At 69.1% G+C, this 20,909-nt stretch carries 21 protein-coding genes; 7 read left to right on the plus strand and 14 right to left on the minus strand.

The genetic code is table 11. The features are described from left to right. Window positions 1–21 precede the first annotated feature (21 nt). The 3 genes from AB0B96_RS01960 to coxB are packed head-to-tail and all read right to left on the minus strand — an operon-like array spanning window position 22 to window position 2,743. Window positions 22–417: a cytochrome c oxidase subunit 4 gene (locus tag AB0B96_RS01960; RefSeq protein WP_350947470.1), complete on the minus strand. Its 396-nt coding sequence runs from the start codon at window positions 415–417 to the stop codon at window positions 22–24. Further along, window positions 414–2,075 (minus strand): cytochrome c oxidase subunit I, encoded by a 1,662-nt coding sequence (gene ctaD, locus AB0B96_RS01965; RefSeq protein ID WP_362895699.1) that lies wholly within the window; start codon window positions 2,073–2,075, stop codon window positions 414–416. Before ctaD ends, AB0B96_RS01960 begins: the two co-directional genes overlap by 4 nt. Then, complete coding sequence (coxB, locus tag AB0B96_RS01970) at window positions 2,072–2,743, minus strand: cytochrome c oxidase subunit II (RefSeq protein WP_362895701.1); 672 nt, start codon at window positions 2,741–2,743, stop codon at window positions 2,072–2,074. Before coxB ends, ctaD begins: the two co-directional genes overlap by 4 nt. Before the next feature lie 295 nt (window positions 2,744–3,038). Here coxB and AB0B96_RS01975 point away from each other — a divergent pair, with 295 nt between their 5' ends. The 3 genes from AB0B96_RS01975 (at window position 3,039) to AB0B96_RS01985 (ending at window position 4,954) form a co-directional block, all read left to right on the plus strand. Continuing rightward, a complete protein-coding gene (locus AB0B96_RS01975) occupies window positions 3,039–4,175 on the plus strand; it encodes an aminotransferase class V-fold PLP-dependent enzyme (protein ID WP_362895703.1) in 1,137 nt (378 codons plus the stop codon). A 25-nt stretch (window positions 4,176–4,200) separates the two neighbouring features. Then, entirely contained in the window at window positions 4,201–4,470 is a 270-nt protein-coding gene (locus AB0B96_RS01980) for a sulfurtransferase TusA family protein (RefSeq protein ID WP_350947467.1), read from the plus strand. Between the two features lie 61 nt (window positions 4,471–4,531). Beyond that, window positions 4,532–4,954 carry a CBS domain-containing protein gene (locus AB0B96_RS01985; RefSeq protein ID WP_362502106.1) on the plus strand — a complete coding sequence of 141 codons (423 nt, stop codon included), beginning with the start codon at window positions 4,532–4,534 and terminating at the stop codon, window positions 4,952–4,954. A 298-nt stretch (window positions 4,955–5,252) separates the two neighbouring features. Here AB0B96_RS01985 and AB0B96_RS01990 read toward each other — a convergent pair whose 3' ends face one another. Together AB0B96_RS01990 and AB0B96_RS01995 are read right to left on the minus strand one after the other, a co-directional pair. Next, complete coding sequence (locus AB0B96_RS01990) at window positions 5,253–6,239, minus strand: carbohydrate kinase family protein (RefSeq protein ID WP_350947465.1); 987 nt, start codon at window positions 6,237–6,239, stop codon at window positions 5,253–5,255. A gap of 210 nt (window positions 6,240–6,449) precedes the next feature. Further along, entirely contained in the window at window positions 6,450–6,803 is a 354-nt protein-coding gene (locus tag AB0B96_RS01995; protein ID WP_030910261.1) for an iron-sulfur cluster assembly accessory protein, read from the minus strand. Between the two features lie 211 nt (window positions 6,804–7,014). Between AB0B96_RS01995 and nadA the strand changes: the two genes are divergently transcribed. Beyond that, the gene (gene nadA, locus AB0B96_RS02000) at window positions 7,015–8,169 is read left to right on the plus strand and encodes a quinolinate synthase NadA (RefSeq protein WP_362895706.1); all 1,155 of its coding nucleotides are present in this window, start codon (window positions 7,015–7,017) and stop codon (window positions 8,167–8,169) included. Window positions 8,170–8,432: 263 nt separating this feature from the next. Here the strand turns inward: nadA and AB0B96_RS02005 are convergent, their stop codons facing one another. The 7 genes from AB0B96_RS02005 to AB0B96_RS02035 form a co-directional block, all read right to left on the minus strand. After that, window positions 8,433–9,158 carry an SIMPL domain-containing protein gene (locus tag AB0B96_RS02005; protein ID WP_362895708.1) on the minus strand — a complete coding sequence of 242 codons (726 nt, stop codon included), beginning with the start codon at window positions 9,156–9,158 and terminating at the stop codon, window positions 8,433–8,435. Between the two features lie 134 nt (window positions 9,159–9,292). Beyond that, complete coding sequence (locus AB0B96_RS02010; protein ID WP_362895710.1) at window positions 9,293–10,045, minus strand: maleylpyruvate isomerase family mycothiol-dependent enzyme; 753 nt, start codon at window positions 10,043–10,045, stop codon at window positions 9,293–9,295. Between the two features lies 1 nt (window position 10,046). Then, complete coding sequence (locus AB0B96_RS02015) at window positions 10,047–12,560, minus strand: protein kinase (RefSeq protein ID WP_362895712.1); 2,514 nt, start codon at window positions 12,558–12,560, stop codon at window positions 10,047–10,049. 322 nt (window positions 12,561–12,882) lie between these two features. After that, entirely contained in the window at window positions 12,883–13,473 is a 591-nt protein-coding gene (locus AB0B96_RS02020; RefSeq protein ID WP_350947460.1) for a hypothetical protein, read from the minus strand. A 56-nt stretch (window positions 13,474–13,529) separates the two neighbouring features. Then, window positions 13,530–14,435 (minus strand): zinc metalloprotease HtpX, encoded by a 906-nt coding sequence (gene htpX / locus AB0B96_RS02025; RefSeq protein ID WP_350947459.1) that lies wholly within the window; start codon window positions 14,433–14,435, stop codon window positions 13,530–13,532. 9 nt (window positions 14,436–14,444) lie between these two features. After that, window positions 14,445–14,723, minus strand: a complete 279-nt coding sequence (locus AB0B96_RS02030; protein ID WP_362895714.1) for a hypothetical protein — start codon at window positions 14,721–14,723, stop codon at window positions 14,445–14,447. After that, window positions 14,720–15,565, minus strand: coding sequence for a PspA/IM30 family protein (locus AB0B96_RS02035; protein ID WP_350947457.1), 846 nt, complete (start codon window positions 15,563–15,565; stop codon window positions 14,720–14,722). The genes AB0B96_RS02030 and AB0B96_RS02035 overlap by 4 nt, the downstream gene beginning before the upstream one ends. A 148-nt stretch (window positions 15,566–15,713) precedes the next feature. Here AB0B96_RS02035 and AB0B96_RS02040 point away from each other — a divergent pair, with 148 nt between their 5' ends. Next, window positions 15,714–16,322: a DUF3043 domain-containing protein gene (locus AB0B96_RS02040; RefSeq protein WP_350947456.1), complete on the plus strand. Its 609-nt coding sequence runs from the start codon at window positions 15,714–15,716 to the stop codon at window positions 16,320–16,322. 126 nt (window positions 16,323–16,448) lie between these two features. Here AB0B96_RS02040 and AB0B96_RS02045 read toward each other — a convergent pair whose 3' ends face one another. Continuing rightward, a complete protein-coding gene (locus AB0B96_RS02045; protein ID WP_362895717.1) occupies window positions 16,449–17,897 on the minus strand; it encodes an SMI1/KNR4 family protein in 1,449 nt (482 codons plus the stop codon). A gap of 55 nt (window positions 17,898–17,952) precedes the next feature. On the opposite strand from AB0B96_RS02045, the gene AB0B96_RS02050 reads away from it, so the two are divergent. Beyond that, window positions 17,953–18,951: an aldo/keto reductase family protein gene (locus AB0B96_RS02050; RefSeq protein ID WP_350947454.1), complete on the plus strand. Its 999-nt coding sequence runs from the start codon at window positions 17,953–17,955 to the stop codon at window positions 18,949–18,951. Between the two features lie 88 nt (window positions 18,952–19,039). On the opposite strand, the gene AB0B96_RS02055 is transcribed toward AB0B96_RS02050, so the two are convergent. Next, window positions 19,040–19,246: a hypothetical protein gene (locus AB0B96_RS02055; RefSeq protein ID WP_350947453.1), complete on the minus strand. Its 207-nt coding sequence runs from the start codon at window positions 19,244–19,246 to the stop codon at window positions 19,040–19,042. A 347-nt stretch (window positions 19,247–19,593) separates the two neighbouring features. On the opposite strand from AB0B96_RS02055, the gene AB0B96_RS02060 reads away from it, so the two are divergent. Continuing rightward, on the plus strand, window positions 19,594–20,826 hold the full coding sequence (locus AB0B96_RS02060) for a bifunctional adenosylcobinamide kinase/adenosylcobinamide-phosphate guanylyltransferase (RefSeq protein WP_362895719.1): 1,233 nt from the start codon (window positions 19,594–19,596) through the stop codon (window positions 20,824–20,826). Window positions 20,827–20,909: the final 83 nt, after the last annotated feature.

A 20,909-nucleotide genomic window follows, 5' to 3' on the forward strand; every position in this document is an offset into this window, starting at 1 on the left:
TTTGTGGTGAGAAGCGCGGGGTCAGTGCGAGAAGTTGCCCCGGTAGTACTCGAAGACGAAACCGATCATGCTCATCACGATCGCGAAGACGCCGATCAGGAACAGCCACCAGCCGATGACCAGGCCGACCCCGCTGAGCGCGACGGCGAGGCAGACGAAGAGCGGCCACCAGCTGTGCGGGCTGAAGAAGCCGAGCTCCCCCGCGCCGTCGCTGATCTCGCCCTGCTTGTCGTCCTCCGGCTGGTCGCCGATGCGGCGGGCCGTGTACATGAGGTAGTAACCGATCATGAACGCGAAGCCCACCGAGATGGCCATCGCGGTCGTGCCGACCGGCTCCTTCGACCAGTACCAGTAGACGACGTCCACGGCGGCGAAGAAGACGCCGCAGAGGATGAACAGCCAGCCCTGGACCTTCATCGGTTCTCCTCCAGCTCACGGGCCGGGATGTGCGGGTGCTTGAGGTCGAACGCCGGGCGCTCGGACCGGATGCGGGGCAGCGAGGTGAAGTTGTGCCTCGGCGGCGGGCAGGACGTCGCCCATTCGAGGGAGTTGCCGTAACCCCACGGGTCGTCCACGGTGACCTTCGGCGCGGTCTTGTGGGTCTTCCACACGTTGTACAGGAACGGCAGCGTGGAGGCGCCCAGCAGGAACGCGCCCACCGACGAGATCATGTTGAGATCGGTGAACCCGTCGATCGGGCTGTAGTCGGCGTAGCGGCGCGGGAAGCCCTGCGCGCCGAGCCAGTGCTGCACCAGGAAGGTGGTGTGGAAACCGATGAACAGCGTCCAGAAGTGGATCTTGCCCATCGTGTCGTTCAGCATCTTGCCGGTGAACTTGGGCCACCAGAAGTAGAAGCCCGCGAACATCGCGAACACCACGGTGCCGAAGACCACGTAGTGGAAGTGCGCGACCACGAAGTAGGAGTCGGAGACCTGGAAGTCCAGCGGCGGGGAGGCGAGGATGACGCCGGTCAGGCCACCGAACAGGAACGTCACCAGGAAGCCGACCGAGAACAGCATCGGCGACTCGAACGACAGATGGCCGCGCCACATGGTGCCGATCCAGTTGAAGAACTTCACCCCGGTGGGCACCGCGATGAGGAACGTCATGAAGGAGAAGAACGGCAGCAGCACCTGCCCTGTGGGGAACATGTGGTGCGCCCACACGGTGATCGACAGACCCGCGATCGCGATCGTCGCACCGACCAGGCCGATGTAGCCGAACAGCGGCTTGCGGCTGAAGACCGGCAGGATCTCGGTCACGATGCCGAAGAAGGGCAACGCGATGATGTAGACCTCGGGATGCCCGAAGAACCAGAACAGGTGCTGCCAGAGCAGCGCGCCGCCGGTCTCGGGGGCGAAGATGTGCGTGCCGAGCTTGCGGTCGGCCTCCAGCGCGAGCAGCGCGGCGGCCAGCACCGGGAAGGCCATCAGCACCAGGATCGAGGTGAGCAGGACGTTCCAGGTGAACATCGGCAGGCGGAACATCGTCATGCCGGGCGCGCGCATGCAGATGATCGTGGTGATGAAGTTCACCGAGCCGAGGATCGTGCCCAGACCGCTGATGGTGAGGCCCACGATCCACAGGTCTCCGCCGATCCCGGGAGAGCTGATCGCGTTCGACAGCGGGGTGTAGGCGAACCAGCCGAAGCTCGCCGCGCCGCCCGGGGTGATGAAGCCCGACAGGGCGATGAGGCTGCCGAAGGTGAAGAGCCAGTAGCTCACCATGTTCAGCCGCGGGAACGCGACGTCGGGGGCGCCGATCTGCAGGGGCATGAGCTCGTTGGCGAAGCCCGCGAACAGCGGGGTCGCGAACATCAGCAGCATGATCGTGCCGTGCATGGTGAACAGCTGGTTGAACTGCTCGTTGCTGGTGAACTGCAGACCCGGCTGCGCCAGCTCCGCCCTCATGATCAGCGCCATCACGCCGCCGATGATGAAGAAGATGAACGAGCTGATCAGGTAGAGGTGTCCGATGATCTTGTGATCGGTGGACGACGCCCACTTCGTGATGATCGACCCCTTGCGGGTCGGCGGCACCGGGGAGTGGACGAGGGGTTCGTTAAGTGCGGTCACTGGGCACCCGCCTGGCTAGCGATGTACTGGTCGAACTCGGCCGGGGGCACGAGTTTCACCGAGAAGAGCATCCGGCTGTGGTCGACGCCACAGAGCTCGGCGCAGCGTCCGGCGTAGACGCCGGGCTTGTCCAGGGTGTCGATCTCGAACTTGTTGTTCACCCCGGGGATCACGTCGAGCTTGAAGTGGAACGCCGGGACCCAGAAGGAGTGGATGACGTCCGGCGAGTGAAGATCGAATCTGACCTTACTACCGGTCGGCAGCACCAGCTCGGGGCCCTTGGTGTAGTCGAGGGCGGGCTGGCCGACCACCTGGGCGGACTTGCCGTTGTACTCCGTGGTGAAACGCCAGCTCCACTGGAAGCCCTCGACCTTGACCGTCACGTCGGGCTTCTCGGACATGCTGGTGATGTAGTTCTGGTCGCGCGCGGTGAAGAAGAAGAAGACGCCGACCATGATGATCGGCACCACCGTGTAGAGGATCTCGATCGGGAGGTTGTACCGCACCTGAGGCGGCAGCTCGTCCTTGGAGTTCTTCTTCTTACGGTGGAAGGCGACGGACCACAGGATCAGGCCCCACACGACCACACCGGTGGCGAGGGCCGCGATCCACGATCCGTTCCACAGACTCTGGACGGCTTCGGACTGCTTGGTGACGCCCTCGGGCAAGCCGGCTCGGGACCAGTCTTCGGCACTGCACGCCGTCAGGGAAACCAGCAGCAGTGCCAGAGCGGCAGCGCGCGGCACCCGGCGGCGGGCCAACGGACGCCGTGCAGAACGGCGGGTCGGACTCACGGATCGCCTACCCCACAGATGAAGCCCAGGAGTCGCTCCTGGGCGGTCGTTTGTTCACGTTCAAGATTTCGTAGTTCACAGCTTCACGCTGGGGGACACATTAGCGCGGACCACCCTCGCCCTCCCCCGCAGCCCCCGTGCGCACCGCGCGTGGTGCGACGATTGAGAGGTGGCGTACTTCGACGCGGCCTCCACGGAGCCGCTGCACCCCCAGGCTCGCGAGGCTCTGATCGCGGCCCTCGACGTCGGCTGGGCCGACCCCGCGAGACTGTACGGTGCCGCCCGCCGGGCAAGGATGTTACTGGAACAGGCGCGTGTCGAGGTGGCCGAGGCGCTGGGCGCCAGGCCCGACGAGGTCTCCTTCACCACCTCCGGCACCCAGGCGGTGCACCTGGGCGTCCTCGGCACCCTGCACGGACGCCGCAGGACGGGCCGCCGCCTGGTCACCTCGGCCGTGGAGCACTCCAGCGTGCTGCACGCGGCGGGCGTCCACGAGCGCGACGGCGGCTCGGTCGAGACGGTCGGCGTCGGCATCACCGGCGCGGTCGACCCCGACGCCTTCGGCGAGGCGGTCCGCGCCGAGGGCACGGCGCTCGCCTGCCTGCAGAGCGCCAACCACGAGGTCGGCACGCTCCAGCCGGTCGCCGAGGCGGCGGCGGCGTGCGCGGAGGCGGGGGTGCCCCTGCTGGTGGACGCCTCCCAGACGGTGGGCAGGATGCCGCCGCCCCCCGGCTGGTCGGTGCTCGCCGCCGGCGCGCACAAGTGGGGCGGGCCCGCCGGGGTCGGCGTGCTGGTGGTCCGCAAGGGCACCCGGTGGCGTACCCCGCTGCCCGAGGACGACCGCGAGCGCCGCCGGGTCCCCGGGTTCGAGAACGTCCCCGCGATCGTCGCCGCGGCCGCCGCGCTGCGCGCCATGGTGGCCGAGTCGGCCGTGGAGTCGGCCAGGCTCTCGGCGCTGGTGGATCGCGTCAGGGCCGAGGTGCCCCGGCTCGTCCCCGACGTCGAGGTCATCGGTGATCCGGTCGCTCGGGCACCGCATATCGTCACCTTTTCGTGTCTTTACGTGGAAGGTGAGGCATTGCTCACCGAGCTGGACAAGGCCGGGTTCTCGGTGTCGTCCGGCAGTTCCTGCACGGCGAGTACGCTTCGTCCGTCGCATGTTTTGGAGGCCATGGGCGTGCTCACGCACGGGAACGTCCGCGTTTCGCTGCCCCGGGGCACCTTGACGGCGGATGTCGACCGCTTCCTCTCCGTCCTGCCGGGCATGGTGCGCAGGATCCGCGAGGAGGCGGGGGTCAAGCTTTGATCAACATTCGGGGAGTGAAGACGCGATGACCTCCAGCCAGGCCACCCCGGCGGGATCGGCGCAGCCTGTGGCCCTCACGATCGACGCGCTGGGCAAGAAGTGCCCGATCCCGATCATCATGCTCGCGGCCCAGATCAACGACGTGCCGCGCGAGGGGATCGTCGCGGTCCTCGCCGACGACCCGGCCGCCTTCACCGACATCCCGGCCTGGTGCCGGTTGAAGTCGCACCACCACGTGGGCAGCCACGAACTCCCCGAGGGCGGCTGGGCCATCCACGTGCGCCGCAATTACTGACATGTCCCGAAATTGGGTATGACCCTCCCGAAAACACGCCCAAACAGTTCGGGGGGACGACATGAGCGGTGAGACGGCGAGAGACCTGATGCACACCGGGGTCAGGTGCGTCGAGGCGCACGAGACACTCGACCGGGCGGCGCAGATGATGCGGGACATGAACGTGGGCGCCCTGCCCATCTGCGGCAGCGACGACCGGCTGAAGGGGATCATCACCGACCGCGACATCGTGGTCAAGTGCGTGGCGCACGGCCTCGACCCCTCCACGACGACCGCGGAAGACCTCGCCACCGGCCTGGTCTGGGTGTCGTCGGACGCGAGCGTCGAGGAGGCGCTCGCCAAGATGGAGGAGAACCAGATCCGGAGGCTGCCGGTGATCGAGGACGGCCGCATCGTCGGCATGATCACCGAGGCCGATCTGGCGAGGAAGCTGCCCGACGACAAGATGGCCGAGTTCGTGCATCGCGTCTACGCGAATCTCTGACACCCGCCACCTGACCGGCACCCGGTCGACACAGGTGCCTGACGGTGGCCGCCGTACCGGCGGCACCGGCCGGGGCCACCGCCGGGCGACGGCCCGGCGGTGCTCCGATCGGCGGCTCGAACACGGTGCCCGGGAAAGACATGGGGTCCGAAGAGACGCCGTGGCGCAACGGCTCAGCTGAGGCGTCGCGGCCGTGATGGCTCAGGGATGACCGTCACGGCCGTGGCGACTCGGGAGGAGCGTCACAGGCCCGGTGGCTCAGGCCTGGTGGTCAGGCTCGGTGGCTCAGCGCGGTGGCTCAGGCGTGGTGGCACTTCACGAAGGCGGCCACCTCGGCCGCGGCGTCGGCACCGTAGGCGTCGGCGAGGCGCTCCAGGAAGACCTTCTGGCCGAGCTCGTACTCCTGGCCGCCGACACGCTCCAGGACGTGGGTGGCGGTGAGGTTGCCGACCTGGCCGCAACGCTCCAGGGACAGCCCCCAGGCCAGGGCGGCGAGGAAGCCGGAACGGAAGGCGTCGCCCACGCCGGTGGGGTCGACCTTGCCGAGCTCGGGCGCCGAGGGGACGTGCAGGGACGGCTCGCCCTCGCGGTCGATGACGACGCCCTTGGGACCGAGCGTGGTGACGCGGACGCCGACCCGGCCGAGGATCTCCTCGTCGCTCCAGCCGGTCTTCTGCTCGATCATGCCCTTCTCGTAGTCGTTGCCGAACAGGTAGGCGGCGCCGTCGACCAGCTCGCGGATCTGCTCCCCGGGCATACGGGCGAGCTGCTGGGAGGGATCGGCCGCGAACGGGATCGCGCGCTGGCGCGCCTCGGCGGTGTGCCTGAGCATCGCCTCGGGGTCGTTGGGGCTGATCAGCACCAGGTCCAGGCCACCGATCCGCTGGGCCACCGGACCGAGCTCGATGAGGCGGGCCTCGGCCATCGCGCCGGTGTAGAACGAGGCGATCTGGTTGTGATCCTCGTCGGTCGTACACAGGAAGCGCGCGGTGTGGTGCGTCTCGGAGACGTGGATGGAGTCGCAGTCGACGCCATGGCGCTCCAGCCAGGAGCGGTAGTCGGCGAAGTCGGAGCCGACCGCGCCGACCAGGACGGGCCTGAGGCCCAGGCAGCCCATTCCGAACGCGATGTTGGCCGCGCAGCCGCCGCGGCGGACCTGCAGGTCGTCCACGAGGAACGACAGGGAGACCCGGTGGAGCTGATCGGCGATGAGCTGGTCACTGAAGCGGCCGGGAAAGGTCATCAGTTGGTCGGTCGCGATTGAGCCGGTGACGGCGATGCGCACGGGGTTCTTCTCCTCGTTGTCAGCATCTCTGGAAACGCGGGCGGTTGGTCCACGCGGGAAGATGAGCCACGCAAGAATACGCGACCTTGCTCGCGTCCCGCTCGTGTCAGCGTGCTACCGCGGCCGCGCATGCGAAAGCCCCGCGAGGGTGACCGATGTCACCCTCGCGGGGCCGGGCGTTCTCGCTCGCCCGCCTCGCGGAGAACTCGCCTAGTTGAACGAGTCGCCGCAGGCGCACGAGCCGGTGGCGTTGGGGTTGTCGATCGTGAAGCCCTGCTTCTCGATCGTGTCGACGAAGTCGACGGTGGCGCCCACGAGGTAGGGGGCGCTCATCCGGTCGGTGACCACGCTCACGCCGTCGAAGTCGGAGACGACGTCGCCGTCCATCGAACGGTCGTCGAAGAAGAGCTGGTAGCGCAGGCCGGAACAGCCGCCGGGCTGCACGGCCACGCGCAGCTGGAGACCTTCCTCGCCCTGCTGCTCCAGCAGGCTCTTGACCTTCGCCGCGGCCGCGGAACTGAGGATCAGGCCCTGCGCCGTGGTCTCGCTGCTCTCAACCGACATGTTGGTGACTCCCGCGTCTGCGTCGGCCGCTCCCCGGGAACGGCTGTCTGTTTTTGACGTCCTTCTCAGACGCTACCAACACCCGTCCCCCGGCACACATTCCTCAGCCGCCAGAACCATCCACCTTTGGACAAAGACCCCTCCCCCGGAATAAAGCCCCAATCCTGTGTGTCATCATTAGTCGTCACTTAGACGATAAGGGGGTGTGGCCATGACGACCACCGAGACCGGGCTTCCGCTCTTCGTCCTCGGCAGGGGGGTCGACCCGCACAGCGAGCGCGGCGTCGACTGTCCCGGCGAGCTGCCGTCCGCTTCCGATCCGGCGCTCGTCGAGCGCGCCAGGAGGGCGAAGGCGGCACTCGGCGACAGGGTCTTCGTGCTGGGCCACCACTACCAGCGTGACGAGGTCATCCAGTTCGCCGACGTGACCGGCGACTCGTTCAAACTCGCGAAGGAGGCCGCGGCCCGGCCCGGCGCCGAGTACATCGTCTTCTGCGGTGTGCACTTCATGGCCGAATCCGCCGACATCCTCACCTCGGACTCCCAGAAGGTCGTGCTGCCCGACCTCGCGGCGGGATGCTCGATGGCCGACATGGCCACCTTCGACCAGGTCGAGGAGTGCTGGGAGGCCCTGGAGGACGCGGGGATCGCCGGGATCACCGTCCCCGTCACCTACATGAACTCCAGCGCCGACATCAAGGCGTTCTGCGGGCGCAACGGCGGCGCCGTGTGCACCTCCTCCAACGCCAGGCGCGCCCTGGAGTGGGCCTTCTCCCGCGGGGAGAAGGTGCTCTTCCTCCCCGACCAGCACCTGGGCCGCAACACCGCGGTGCTGGAGATGGGCCTGTCGCTGGAGGACTGCGTCGTCTACAACCCGCACCGGCCGAACGGCGGCCTCACCGCCGAGCAGTTCGAGAACGCCAAGATGATCCTGTGGAAGGGGCACTGCTCGGTGCACGGCCGCTTCAGCCCCGAGTGTGTGGACGACGTCCGCGCCCGCATCCCCGGCGTCAACGTGCTGGTCCACCCCGAGTGCAGGCACGAGGTGGTCACCAAGGCCGACCACGTCGGTTCGACCGAGTACATCATCAAGAAGATCGAGGAGGCTCCGGCCGGATCCTCCTGGGCGGTGGGCACCGAGCTGAACCTGGTCAAGCGGCTCGGCGCCATGTTCCCCGACAAGAACGTGACGTTCCTGGACCGGACGGTCTGCTACTGCTCGACGATGAACCGGATCGACCTTCCGCACCTGGTGTGGGCGCTGGAGTCGCTCGCCTCCGGTCAGGTCGTCAACCAGATCACCGTGGACGCCGACACCGCCCACTGGGCCGGGGTCGCCCTGGACCGGATGCTCGCCCTGCCCTGACCTCATGGCCAGGCCCCGGCCGGGGAAGGTCTCGATCCCTGATCCTGCCGGGCTCGGGGTCCCTGCGGCTCCACCCCGACCTCAGGGACCTCAGGGACCTCAGGGACCTCAGGGACCTCAGGGACCTCAGGGACCTCAGGGACCTCAGGGACCTCAGGGACCTCAAGTGGACGGGCCCCGGCGGGTGGTGACCCGCCGGGGCCCGTCGCGTGCCGGGGACCTGTCGCGTACCCGGGGTCGGGGGAGCACCGCGTGAGCGGGGCCTATTCGAGCTCGTAGACCACCCTGACGCTGACGGACACGTTCTTGGTGCCGGGGCTGATCGACGCCCTGTCGACCGCCGCGGCGAAGCCGACGAACGGCGTCGGCGGGGTGACGTTCTGCTCGGTGATCTCCATGACGCGGCCGAGCCCTCGGCCCGCGAGCCTGGCGTACTGCGTGGCACGGCTCTTCGCGTCCCTGAACGCGATATCGCGCGCCAGCCTGAGCGGCACCCGGTTGTCGGACACCTCGAAGGTGACACCGTTGAACCGGACCGCCTCTCCGGCGGCGGCCGCCGCGTCCACCACGTCGTCCGCCTTGTCAAGGTCGCGCACTATCGCCTCGATGCCCTGCGTGGCCCGGTATCCGGAGATCGTGGGGTAGTCCTTGTACTCGGGGGCGAGGGTGAGCTCGTCGGTCCGCAGGTCCTTCGGCGCGACCCCGGCCGTGAGCAGTGCCTGCGTCAGGTCGGCGGCGGCGGCACGGGCCGCGGTGAACGCCTCACCGGGGGTGGGACGGCGCACCTCGACGCCGGTGTCCAGTCGCATGATGTCGGGGGTGGTGGACACGCTGCCCTCTCCCACGACCGTGATGTGAGGGCGGCCGCCCTCCACGGTCGCCGCGGAGGAATCGGAATCCGCGAGCGCGGTGCCGCCGGACAGACCGGCGAAGAACAGTCCCGTGGCGACGAGCACCGCCGAGGTGATCGCCTGAGACATCTTGATCATGGAGTCATGACACCACGGGACCGTGATCGCGGCGGCGAGCCCCGCGCGCTCCCTGTCGTGTCTTGGCCGAACCTCGGACGGCTGTTTTGCCTTCGCCCCACGGGTCGGGGACCTGCCGGCGAAGCCGGGCGAGCCTAGATCCGGGCGAGCCCCCGCCACCAGCCCAGCAGCCCGCCGTCCCCCTCGATCGCGTAGTCGTCGGGGCTGCGGCGTCCCCACACGACCTGGAGCAGGTCGGCCGACGTGGCGGCGAGCACGGTCACGGTGCCCGGTCGCAGGGACCGCTGGTAGTGGAAGCGGTCGGGGTCGAGAGTGATCACCCACCCGGCTCCGGTGTCGGCCTGCAGCGAGATCGTCTCACCACCGCCCCTGATCTCGGCCACGTCCGGGTTCCACTTCACATGCGGCAGGATGTCGAGAAACTCCTCGACCCCGTCGGCCGCCACGTGCTCGTCGATCGCGACCGGGACGCCCAGCGCGAGCTCGGCGTCCACCCGGTGCACCAGGGTCTCGTACAGCATCCGCCTCGACCAGAACCGCACCCGCCGCTCCCCTCCCCAGGACCACATCGGCGCCTGTGGATCCCGCGACAGCAGCGCCTCGGGCAGGAAGGAGGTGCCCTCGCCGAGCCAGGCGGCATATCCGGCCGGGTCGGCGGGCAGGCCCATGTCCATGCCGTCGCGGTCGTAGCGCCTCTCGGCCAGGTCCCGCACCATGGCGGCCACCCACCGATGCACGCCTCCGGTGTGGGCGGTGAGCCTCGCCAGATCCCAGCCGGGACAGGTGAGCACGGAAACGGACAGGTCACGTCCGCGCAGCACGTCGGCCATCCGGGTGATCTCCGCGGCGGCGGCCGCGGTGTGCTCGGCGTGGGTCCACTCCCTCATGTCAGCCCTCTCGTGTGAAGCGCATGAACTGCTTCTCGTACTCCTTGGCGTCGGTGCTGGTGGCCAGCACCCGCTGTGCCTTCCCCTTGAAGTCGAACACCACCGCCTCGTAGCCGGAGCCCTTGCGCCGCCAGCCCGCGATGTGCTCGTCGTCGTACCAGCCGATGAGCCGTTCCGTCTCGAACGGGATCCTGACCTTCGCGGGTGCGTCGGAGCCGGTGGACCAGACGCAGATCTCCTTCTTACTCTCCTTGCAGTACGTCAGCAGGGAGGAGCCGGACGGGGAGATGTCGTCGCCCTCGACCGTGATCGGGGTGCCCACGTCCAGCAGGGTCTGCAGCACGGTGCCCTGGGTGTCGTAGAAGCGGATGCGCTGGGTCTTGCCGGTGAGCGCCCAGGTGCCGACGGCCCGGCCGTCCCCCCTCCAGAAGTAACTCCACGTGCCGGCGTCCTTCTCCTTCACGCGGACGACCCTCGCCTTCTTCGTGGCGACGTCGATGATCGCGAAGCCGTACTCCTTGCTGGTGTCGCCGACCGCCTCATACAGGGTGACCAGACCGCGCTTGCCGTCCGGTGACCACTGCGGCAGCGTCGGGTAGACCGGCGCCTTGGTGACCCTGATCCTGGTCGCCGCACCGGATCGATGATCGATGACCGAGACGATCGCGTAGCTGTCCGTGTCGTAGATCCGGTCGGTGCCCAGCGCCTGGGTGCCCGCGGCGTTCACCGTGTACTGGAAGTACTTGTCGTTCTTGACGAACCGTTCGGTGCCCTGCCGACGAACGTAGAGGGTCTTGTCCCACTCCAGGCTGTAGGAGCTCAGCTTGATCGGGTCCTGCGTGCTCTCGTGGAGGGTGATCGAGCTGCCGGGCAGCTTGATCGTGCTCGTGTCCTGCGGCACCGTCGGGACGGTGGGGGTGGGGGTGGGCGCGGGGGTGCTCACGCCCTTCGTGACACCTGCCTGTGTGCCCCCCGGCGTCTCCGTGGTGCCGCGCGTCGCCAGTACGACGCCCCCGGCCACGAGCGCGGTGACCAGCACACCCCCCACGATCGCCGGCCACATCCTGCGCCCGCGCCGCTCGGGGGCCGACCGGCCCGGGTACGTCGGCCCGGGGTTCTGGTACTGGGGACCCGCGGAGGAGGGGAAGGTCGCGGGAGCGCCGTAGGACTGAGGTGCGGGCTGTCCCGGATATCCGGGCTGCGGATGCCCGGGGCCCTGCGGGGGGTAGCCTCCCGCGTAGCCGTCGTGACCGGGATACCCGCCGGGGAAGTGCCGGGTGGGCGGCTCCTGCTGCGGGTAACCGTGCGGCCCGGACTGCTGGGCGTGGCCACGTGGGTCCGACTGCTGAAGGTGCTGGGGATACGCGGCCTGGCCGCGCGGATCGGACTGCTGGGGATTCGGCACATGACCGTGCGGGTTCGACTGCTGGAGGTGCGGGACATGACCGGCGGGGCCACCCTGTGGACTCCCCATCGGATAGCCCACGCCGGGCCCGCTCTGCTGGGGATAAGGCTGCGGCCCCGAGTGCTGCCCCTCGCCCTGCGGACGCCGCTGCCCGTACGCGGTGTGCTCGGGATCGTTTCCACCCGGATGTCCGCCGGGGCCGGTCCGCTGCGCCGCGGCGGCCGATCCCTCGGCGAGGATGCCGCGCGGCGCGGTGGGCAGGGCGGCGCCGGTCGCACCGCCCGTGTCACCGGGACCACCGGCGTGGCCGAGCAGCCTCAACAGCGCCTCTCCCGCGGTGGGGCGCTGGGTGGGGTCCTTGGACAGGCACTGCCCGACCAGGTCGCGCAGCGCCGGATCGGCGATCGCTCCCAGCTCCGGCTCCATGTTCATGATCCGGTTGAAGATCGCCGGAAGGCTGTCCGTGCCGAACGGCGGCTGCCCGGTGGCCGCGAAGACCATCGTGCAACCCCACGCGAACATGTCGGCGGGCGAGCCCGCGTTCTCCCCCGCCAGTTGCTCGGGGGTCATGTACGAGGGGGTTCCGATCGCCATCGCGGTCAGCGTGGAGGTCCGGTCGAGCGCCTTGGCGATACCGAAGTCGATCACTCGGGGGCCGTCGGAGGCGAGCAGCACGTTGGAAGGCTTGAAGTCGCGGTGCACGATCCCCGCCTGGTGGATCGCGACGAGCGCGGTGACCGTGCCGATCGCCAGGCGGTGCAGGCCCGCGCCCTCACGAGGTCCCTCGCCGGTCACGACCGCGTCGAGCGTCGGACCGTCGATGTACTCGCTGACGATGTACGGGCGATGCTCGTCGACACCCGTCTCGATCACCGCGGCGGTGCAGAAGGGCGCGACACGCTGGGTCGTGCTGACCTCGCGGACGAAGCGTTCCATCGCCTCCTCGTCCTGCGTGAGATCCGCGCGGAGCAATTTGACCGCGACACGCGCTCCCGTCGGGGAAACGCCCAGGTAGACCGTTCCCTGGCCTCCCTCACCGAGCCGGGCGGTGAGCCGATACTCCCGCACCCGCTCGGGATCCCCGGGCCGCAGGGACACGAGGTCCGCCATGGTCACACCCTTCTCCCGTGATGATTTCCGGTCCCATTGTGGGGGCAAAGGGTCACAGGACGTACATCAAACCGCAAGCCGGACGGGCCGGTGTGGCACGCTCCATACGTCCCACCGGTCACACGGGATGGCCTTGCGGGAAGGGGTTCGCGGGAGAACCTCCCCGAGACCGGGCACACCTCGCCGGGGCGCACGAGCACGGCGCCGGAGGGCGAACGTCTCGGAGGCCGGGCACACTTCACCGCGCCACGCGGGCACGTCACCGGGGGTGGCGAACCCTCCAGGCCAGGCGCGTACCTCGCGGGCACGTGGTGGCGGGCCTTCAGAGGCCGGGCGCGCCCCAGAGGGGGAACCATCGGCCGAGATCGGGCTCGATCTCCAGCTCGCCGCCGATCGCACCGCGTACCTGCAGCTCCAGGGCGTTGTCCCTGCGCTGCGTCTGCCCCGTCCCATGCTCGGCGGGCAGCGGGGCGAACGGGTAGAAGGTGCCCTGCTTGTAGAGGTAGACCAGGGCGAGCCCGCGACCGCCGGGGTCGGTGAAGGAGATGAGCGAGCAGAGCAGGGAGGGGCCGAAACCCGCCGCCTCAAGGGAGGAGTTGACCGCGTGCAGGTCCGTGACGAGATCACCGAGCATGTCGGGATCACGACGCACCAGCAGCCACGTGTAGCCGAAGGAGTCCTTCGAGAACTCCACCGGGGGGCCGCCTCCGGCGTTCAGCAGCTGGGTGATGTCGCGCTCCAGCTCGGCGAACGCCCCGCCCTCGGCCGAGCGGAAGCAGACCGCCCCCACGCCCGTCGGCGCCAGGCCGGTGGCGGCCTGCAGGGTCACCGCGGCCGAAGGCAGCGCGAACAGCGCGTCCAGGTCCGCCTTGGCCGGTTCACTGCGCCCCATCAGCACGTTCCACCAGCGCATCGATCACTCCTCCGTCTCGTCCCCGCGCGGCACGGCGCGCCTGTCCGCGCGTCCGGTCATCCACCCTGCCCGAGCTGGGCGGAGATCCTGTTGAGCTGGTCCAGGCGCTGGTTCAGCGGCGGGTGGGTCGCGAAGAGGGCGGACAGGCCCGCCTTGCCGGACAGGGCCGGCGCGAAGAAGAAGGCGTTGAACGGCTCGGCCTCGCGCAGATCCCTCGTCGGGATGCGGGCCATCTCACCGCTGATCTTGACAAGGGCGCTGGCCAGGGCGGAGGGACGCTGGGTGAGCAGCGCTCCCGCGCGGTCGGCGGCCAGTTCGCGGTAGCGCGACAGGGCGCGGGTGAGCAGGAAGCTGACCGCGTACACCAGGGCCGAGACGAGCAGGATGATGAGGCCGATCGGCAGGCCGCCTCTGTCGTCGCGCCCGCGTCCGCCCAGGCCGCTGTAGAGCGCGACCCTGGTCATGAGCCCGGCGACGATGCCGAGGAAGGACGCGATCGTCATGACCGCGACGTCGCGGTGGGCCACGTGGGACATCTCGTGGGCCAGCACGCCCTCGAGCTCGCCCCTGTCGACCCGCCGCAGCAACCCCGTGGTCACGCAGACCACGGAGTTCTTCTGGTTGCGGCCGGTGGCGAACGCGTTCGGGACGTCCGAGTCGGCGATCGCCACCCGCGGCTTGGGCATGTCGGCGAGTGCGCACAACCTGTCGATCATGCCGTGCAACTCGGGAGCCTCCTGCGGGGAGACGACACGCCCGTGCATCGCGAACAGCGCGATGCGATCGGACATGAAGTACTGCACGAGCAGGATGCCACCGGCGATCACGAGCACCACGACGGCCCGGACGCCCAACGCGATCAACACGGCCACGAAGATCACGTAGAGCAGTCCGAGCAGGAACATGGTGATCACCATGCGCCTTGTCAGGCCCCGGTCCGGGGCAAACCGGGTTTTTGCCATATCCCCAATCTAACCGGGGATCAGTCCTTCGTTGCCGAGCATCTCCCGCACTTCGTCCATGGACGCGTCAGCGGGAGGCAAAATCAGCTCCGAGGACTCCAGGCTGTCGTCGGGCAGCGCCTTGCCGACGTGACGAACCTTGTCGAGCAGGGCGTGCAGCCGCACCCGGAAGGCATCCTCCTCGCCGGCCTCGATCGCGGCCTCCAGCTCGGCGTCCAGCGCGTTCAGCACGTCGAGGTCGGCGGGGGCGATGTCGATCTGCCCCTCCCCCATGATGCGGACGATCACAGGCCCTCCCCCGGCTGGCGCAGCTGCTGGGTCTGGTTGGACTCCGGCTGCTGCTGAGGCTGCTGGTGCTGCTGCTGGTACTGAGGCTGCTGCTGCTGGTGCTGAGCCGGTCCGGGCGTGATCGCGCCCTGCGGCGCGGGACCCTGACCCAGCTCGGCCTTCATCCGGGCGATCTCCAGCTCCACGTCGTTCCCGCCGCCCATCCGGTCGAGCTCGGCCTGGATGTCGTCGCCGCGCTGCCCGCTGAAGTCGTCGAGCGCGCCGCTGGCCAGCAGCTCGTCGATGGCACCCGCGCGGGCCTGCATGGAGGCGGTCTTGTCCTCGGCGCGCTGGATCGCCAGGCCGACGTCGCCCATCTCCTCGGAGATGCCGGAGAAGGCCTCGTTGATCCGCGTCTGCGCCTCGGCGGCGGTGTAGGTCGCCTTGATCGTCTCCTTCCTCGTCCGGAAGGAGTCGACCTTGGCCTGCAGCCTGTGAGAGGCCGTGGTGAGCTTCTCCTCCTCGGCCTGCAGGTTGTCGTGCTGCACGCGGAGGTCGGCGATCTGGGTCTGCAGGCTGCCGCGCCGGGTCAGCGCCTCACGGGCCAGGTCCTCACGGCCGACCCCGAGCGCTTTACGGCCCTGCTCCTCAAGCTTGCGCGCCTGCGCCTCGATCTGGTTGATCTGGAGCTCCACGCGCTTGCGCGAGGTGGCGACGTCCGCCACACCCCGGCGCACCTTCTGCAACAGCTCCAGCTGTCGCTGATATGAGTAGTCCAGGGTTTCGCGAGGATCCTCCATCTTGTCCAACGCGTTGTTCGCCTTGGACCTGAAGATCAGCGAAAGTCTCTTCATCACGCTCATGCGCGTCGGCCGTCCCCTTCTTCAAGTGCGCTTCGGGTCACCCCAAGTGATTCCAGCCCCACCGAAAAGCACCGGAGCCACCATAGGGTTCACCCTACGCATAACGCGCGGGGGCGTCACTAAGTTGCAGTCCCGGTAGGCTGACGTTGTGTTCCGACGTACCCAGACCACCGCGGACGACTCCCCCGCCTCCGCTAACGATCCTAAGCCTGCGGGCAAGGGGCGTCCCACACCCAAGCGACGGGACGCCGAAGGCCGTCGCCGGCAGCCGGTGAACGCCCCTCAAAACCGCAAAGAGGCCTACAAGAACCTCCGCGAGCGTCAGGCCAACGAACGCGTCAAGGCGCGCGAGGGCATGTTGCGCGGCGACGAGCGCTACTTTCCCGCCCGCGACAAGGGCCCCGTCAGGAAGTTCGCGCGCGACTGGGTCGACTCCCGTCGTCTCGTCAGCCAGTACTTCCTGCCGTTCTCCCTTCTCATCCTGCTGCTCACCTGGATCCCGTTCCCCCTCGAGGTACGCGGTTACATCTACGCCGCGGTGATCACGGTCGGCTGGCCGCTCATGATGGTCACCGTGCTGCTCACCTCGATCTGGGTGTCCTGGAAGGTGAAGAACCTCGCCGCCGAGAAGTTCCCCAACGAGAACCTCAAGGGCGTCGGCTTCTACGCCGCCATGCGCGCGCTGCAGATCCGCAAGCTGCGCTTCCCGCCGCCCGCCGTGCTGCCCGGCGGCAAGCCCGTCCCGCCGAAGAACTGACGGCGGCGGAGCCCGACCCGAGGAGCACCGCGGCCGAGCACATCCGTCCCCGAGTCCCGTCCCCTTCATGAGGGGACGGGACTTTTCACTTCTCTCCCGCCGGAAGGGCGTCTCCCCCGGGCGATGTCAGCCCTCGACGACGTTCCAGCCCAGCTCGCCGTCGGTGACGACCGGTTTCCAGTGACCGATGGACCCGCCGGTCTCCAGGGCGCGCGCCGTCGCCCTCAGCAGGCCGTAGTACGAACGGAGCCGGACGCCCCCGGATGTGAGGCTCGTCCTGCCCTCGTGACGGACGGCACCGACATCGCGCGCCACAGAGTCGATCACCAGGTAACCGCCTCCGCTGTCGTCGGCACCGAACGGGATCATCCGTCCGTCCCACCACTCCGCCCGCGCCACGGTGTCGGCCCCGTCCCCTGTCTCCCCGTCCGTCGCGCACAGCCGCCGCCAGGTGTCGCGGATGCCGCGGACCCCCAGGTTCCAGGCGTTCGGGAAGCCGAACGGCGAGATGCCCGACGCGACGGAGGATCCGTTGTGCCGCAGCAAGGAGGCACGCAGGTCGTCGGGGAAGCGCAGGCCCATCTGCGCCTCCGCGACGGCGATCGTACGGGCGCGGGCGGGTTCGCCCAGCGTGCGAAGGGTCGCGGGTGCGTTCGCCTCCAGCCACCTCTCGATGCGACGCCACTCGCGGTTCACCGCCCTCGTCACCTTCGGATCGAGCGCCCGCACCCGCGGACTCGACGCCCGCGGACGGCAGTCGGCGTCGGGAGCCTCGACACTCTCGTACGGGGGCGAAGTCTCGTACGTCTCGTACGGAGGCGAGGTCTCGTACGTCTCGTTTGGGGGCGAGGTCTTGTACGGCCAGGTGGGTCCCGGACTCCTCTCGGCGGCCTCCGCGAGTTCCCGCAGGTTGGACACCTCGCCGCACAGGTCTCCCTCGCACGAATGGTGCCCGCATACGGAGCCGATCACGACCGTCCCCGTCTCCCCCTCTTCGACGTAGCGCGCCACCGAGTCGTCCTGGTCGACCGGTCCCGGCCCACACCGTCCGTCCGCGCCGGGCCGACCCCCGACCTCGATCACCTCCATGGTCTCCACTCCGTTCGAGAAGACCGCGCTCTCCAGGACCTGCGTGCTGGCGGCGAACAGGCACAGCCCCGCTCCCACGGCTCCCCAGCGGACCAGAAGGCGCCGGGTGGCCTCGTCCAGCGGCTCTCTCGGCGTCCGCCTCCGCTCGAACGTCCGCTCGACGGCGGTCTGGAAGGCGGAGGGGTGCCTGGCGGCGTACCGCCTGAGGTCCTCCTCCGTGGGGGTGCCGAGGATCGGCGCGGGAGGCCATCTCGGTGCGCGCTCCGCTCCGGGGGCCGGGCCCTCGGCAGAGCCGGACTCCGTCCCCTCCACGCGGGAGGCGGTCTGCGGTCCCGCTGGGGAGACGCCCCGATCTCCCCCGCGTGGGAAGCCGGCTCGGCGCTCCTCGGCTCGCCGCCACAGGCGTGCGGCCGCCACGACGGCCGCCGCCAGCGTCACGACGGCGAGCGCGAGCCGTACCTTCCGAGAAGTGATCAACCGCAACACATCCGGCAAGGTATCCCGAATCATCGCGAAGCATGGCGCCTACTAATCTCGAACCATGGAATTCCGCCACCTTGGCCGCAGCGGTCTCATGGTCAGCGAGATCAGCTACGGCAACTGGATCACACACGGTTCCCAGGTAGAGGAGGACGCCGCCAAGCAGTGCGTGCAGGCGGCACTCGACGAGGGGATCACCACCTTCGACACCGCCGACGTGTACGCGGGCACCAAGGCGGAGGAAGTGCTCGGCCGCGCCCTCTCCGGAGTCCGCCGCGAGTCTCTGGAGATCTTCACCAAGGTCTACTGGCCGACCGGACCCGGCCCCAACGACCGAGGGCTCTCGCGCAAGCACATCACCGAGTCGCTGCACGGCTCGCTGCGCCGTCTGCAGACCGACTACGTCGACCTGTACCAGGCGCACCGCTTCGACAACGAGACACCGCTTGAGGAGACCCTCAAGACCTTCGACGATCTCGTACGCCAGGGCAAGGTCCTCTACGTCGGCGTCAGCGAGTGGACCGCCGACCAGATCGGCCGGGCACTGAAGATCGCCGACGAGATGGGCTTCGACCGCCTGGTCTCCAACCAGCCCCAGTACTCCATGCTGTGGCGGGTCATCGAGACCGAGATCGTGCCGCTGAGCGAGAAGGAGGGCGTCGGCCAGGTCGTCTTCTCCCCCATCGCCCAGGGCGTGCTCACCGGCAAGTACCGGCCGGGACAGCCGCCCCCCGCCGGTTCACGTGCCACCGACCCCACCGGGGGCAACTTCATCGCCCGGATGCTCAACGACGACGTGCTCACCCGCGTCCAGCAGCTGGAACCGATCGCCTCCGACCTCGGCCTGAGCATGGCCCAGCTCGCGGTCGCCTGGGTGTTGCAGAACCCCAACGTGGCCTCGGCCATCGTGGGAGCCAGCAGGCCCGAGCAGGTCCGCGACAACGTCAAGGCCTCCGGGGTCAAGCTGGAGTCCGAGGTGCTGAAGAAGATCGACGACATCCTCGGCCCGGTCGTCGAGCGCGACCCCGCCAAGACCGTGAGCCCCGAGCGTCGCCCCTAGCGGCAAAAACCCCTCGGCCCTCGTTCTTCAACGAGAGCCGAAGGGTTTCCGTTCACCCACGTCATTCAGTGCGCCGAATTCGGGGCGCTCATTCGGGGCGCAGTGACATCCCCTCGTACTCGACACGTTCGCCTTCGATCAGGGTGACTCTCTCGACCCCGGCCTCCAGCAGCTCACGCCAGCTTTCACCCAGCCACGACTCGGCGTCCGCCTGGCTCGGGAACGTGTCGGAGGGCGAAACACCCTCGACCACCTCGCCACCGTTCGCGTCTTCGTAACGCCAGCGCCACGTCATGCCACAGCTCCTTCTCGCAGGTCCTGCCGGTGCCCCTCGGCGGCCTCAGCGAACCCTACCTCTCCATGACGCTCCCGGACATGAAGGCGAGATCTTGATTTCCTTCTCACGACCGAAGTCGGGGGCTTCCAGCTGAAGGCAGCACCCGAGGTCCAGGACACCGGAGTGTTCACCTGTCGGCGGCCGGCACCGGGTGCCTGCCGGACGGCTTACTCCCGCAAACCGATGAGAAACACGATGACCGCTCTTCACCGCCGGGACGTTCCCCCGGTACGCCGACCGCTTCCTCCCGGAGGCGAGGGCTCGCGGTTTCTCGACCAACCTTTCAACGCGACAGGAGACCGGGTGTGAAGGTTCTGATCTCCGGCACGGCGGGCCCTGGCGGGTGGCCGTCCCCGGGCTGCGGGTGTGCCTCCTGCGCCCGTGTCACACCGGGCCGTCGTGCCACCTCCGTGGTACTCGGCGTCTCGGCGCCGGCGGACGGCCCCCTGCCGCTCGACGGCTCCCCCTCGCCCGACGACCTGGCAGTGCCCGACACTTCTACGCTCTCCGACAGGCCGACCGCACTCGGCGGTTCGACGCCCCCCGGCGACTCGATGACACCCAACCGTTCGATGCCGCCCAACGGTCCCGCACGGCTGCCGCTGTCCGGCCCGCTCCCGCCCGGTTACCGCGCCTCGCCCGGTCCTGACGGCCTCACCGTCACCACCTCCGATGGCCGGCGCGTCCTCTATGCCGCATTCACCCATCCCTCGTACGGCGAGTCTCCACACGATGGGTCCTCATATGACGAGCGGGGTGAGCGGACGCTGGACCTGGTGCTGCTGGACGTACTGGACCGGCCGGAACGGCTCGGGGACCTGCGCCGGCGAGGTCTGGTCGGTGAGCGGACGCACGTGGTGGCCATCGATGTCGACCACCGGGTGCCGACGGAGACGGAACTGACCCGGCGGGCCGCGCTGTGGGGGGTGCGCGTCGTACCGGACGGCACGGTCGTCGACACGAGCGAGCCCCCTCCCGCTCCGACTCCCCCGCCCAGGAGAACCCTGCTGCTCGGGGGAAGCCGGTCGGGCAAGTCGGCGGAGGCCGAACTGCGGCTGGCGGCCGAGCCCGAGGTGCTCTACGTCGCGACCGGTCCGTCCGGCGACGGCGATCCCGAATGGCTGCGCCGAGTCCGGGCGCATCGCGACCGAAGGCCCGCCCACTGGGACACCGCCGAGACCACCGGCCTGTCCGAGGTGCTGCGGTCCGCCGACGCCCCGCTGCTGATCGACGGGCTCGGCACCTGGGTGGCCGCGGTCTTCGACGAGTGCGACGCCTGGCCGGGCGGAGCGGGCGGCGACACCTCCGGCGCCCTGGAGGCTGTCGCCGCCCGGTGCGACGACCTGGTGGCGGCCTGGAGGCAGACCCGCTCCCGGGTCGTCGCGGTCTCCGACGAGGTCGGTCTCGGCCTGGTGCCCGACACCGCCGGCGGGCGGATGTTCCGTGACACCCTCGGCCGCCTGAACCAACGCCTCGCCCTGGAGTCGGAGGACGTTACCCTCGTCGTCTCCGGCCGTCTCCTCCCCCTCCCCCTCTGACCCCTCGGCTCTGCCCCCTCAAGCTCCCCGGGTCAGCTCTGCCCCCTCAAGCTCCCCGGCCCCATCAAGAACGGTGAACGGAT

Origin of the sequence: Streptosporangium sp. NPDC049046, from assembly GCF_040649155.1 — a bacterium.
In the GTDB taxonomy this organism is placed as follows: domain Bacteria; phylum Actinomycetota; class Actinomycetes; order Streptosporangiales; family Streptosporangiaceae; genus Streptosporangium.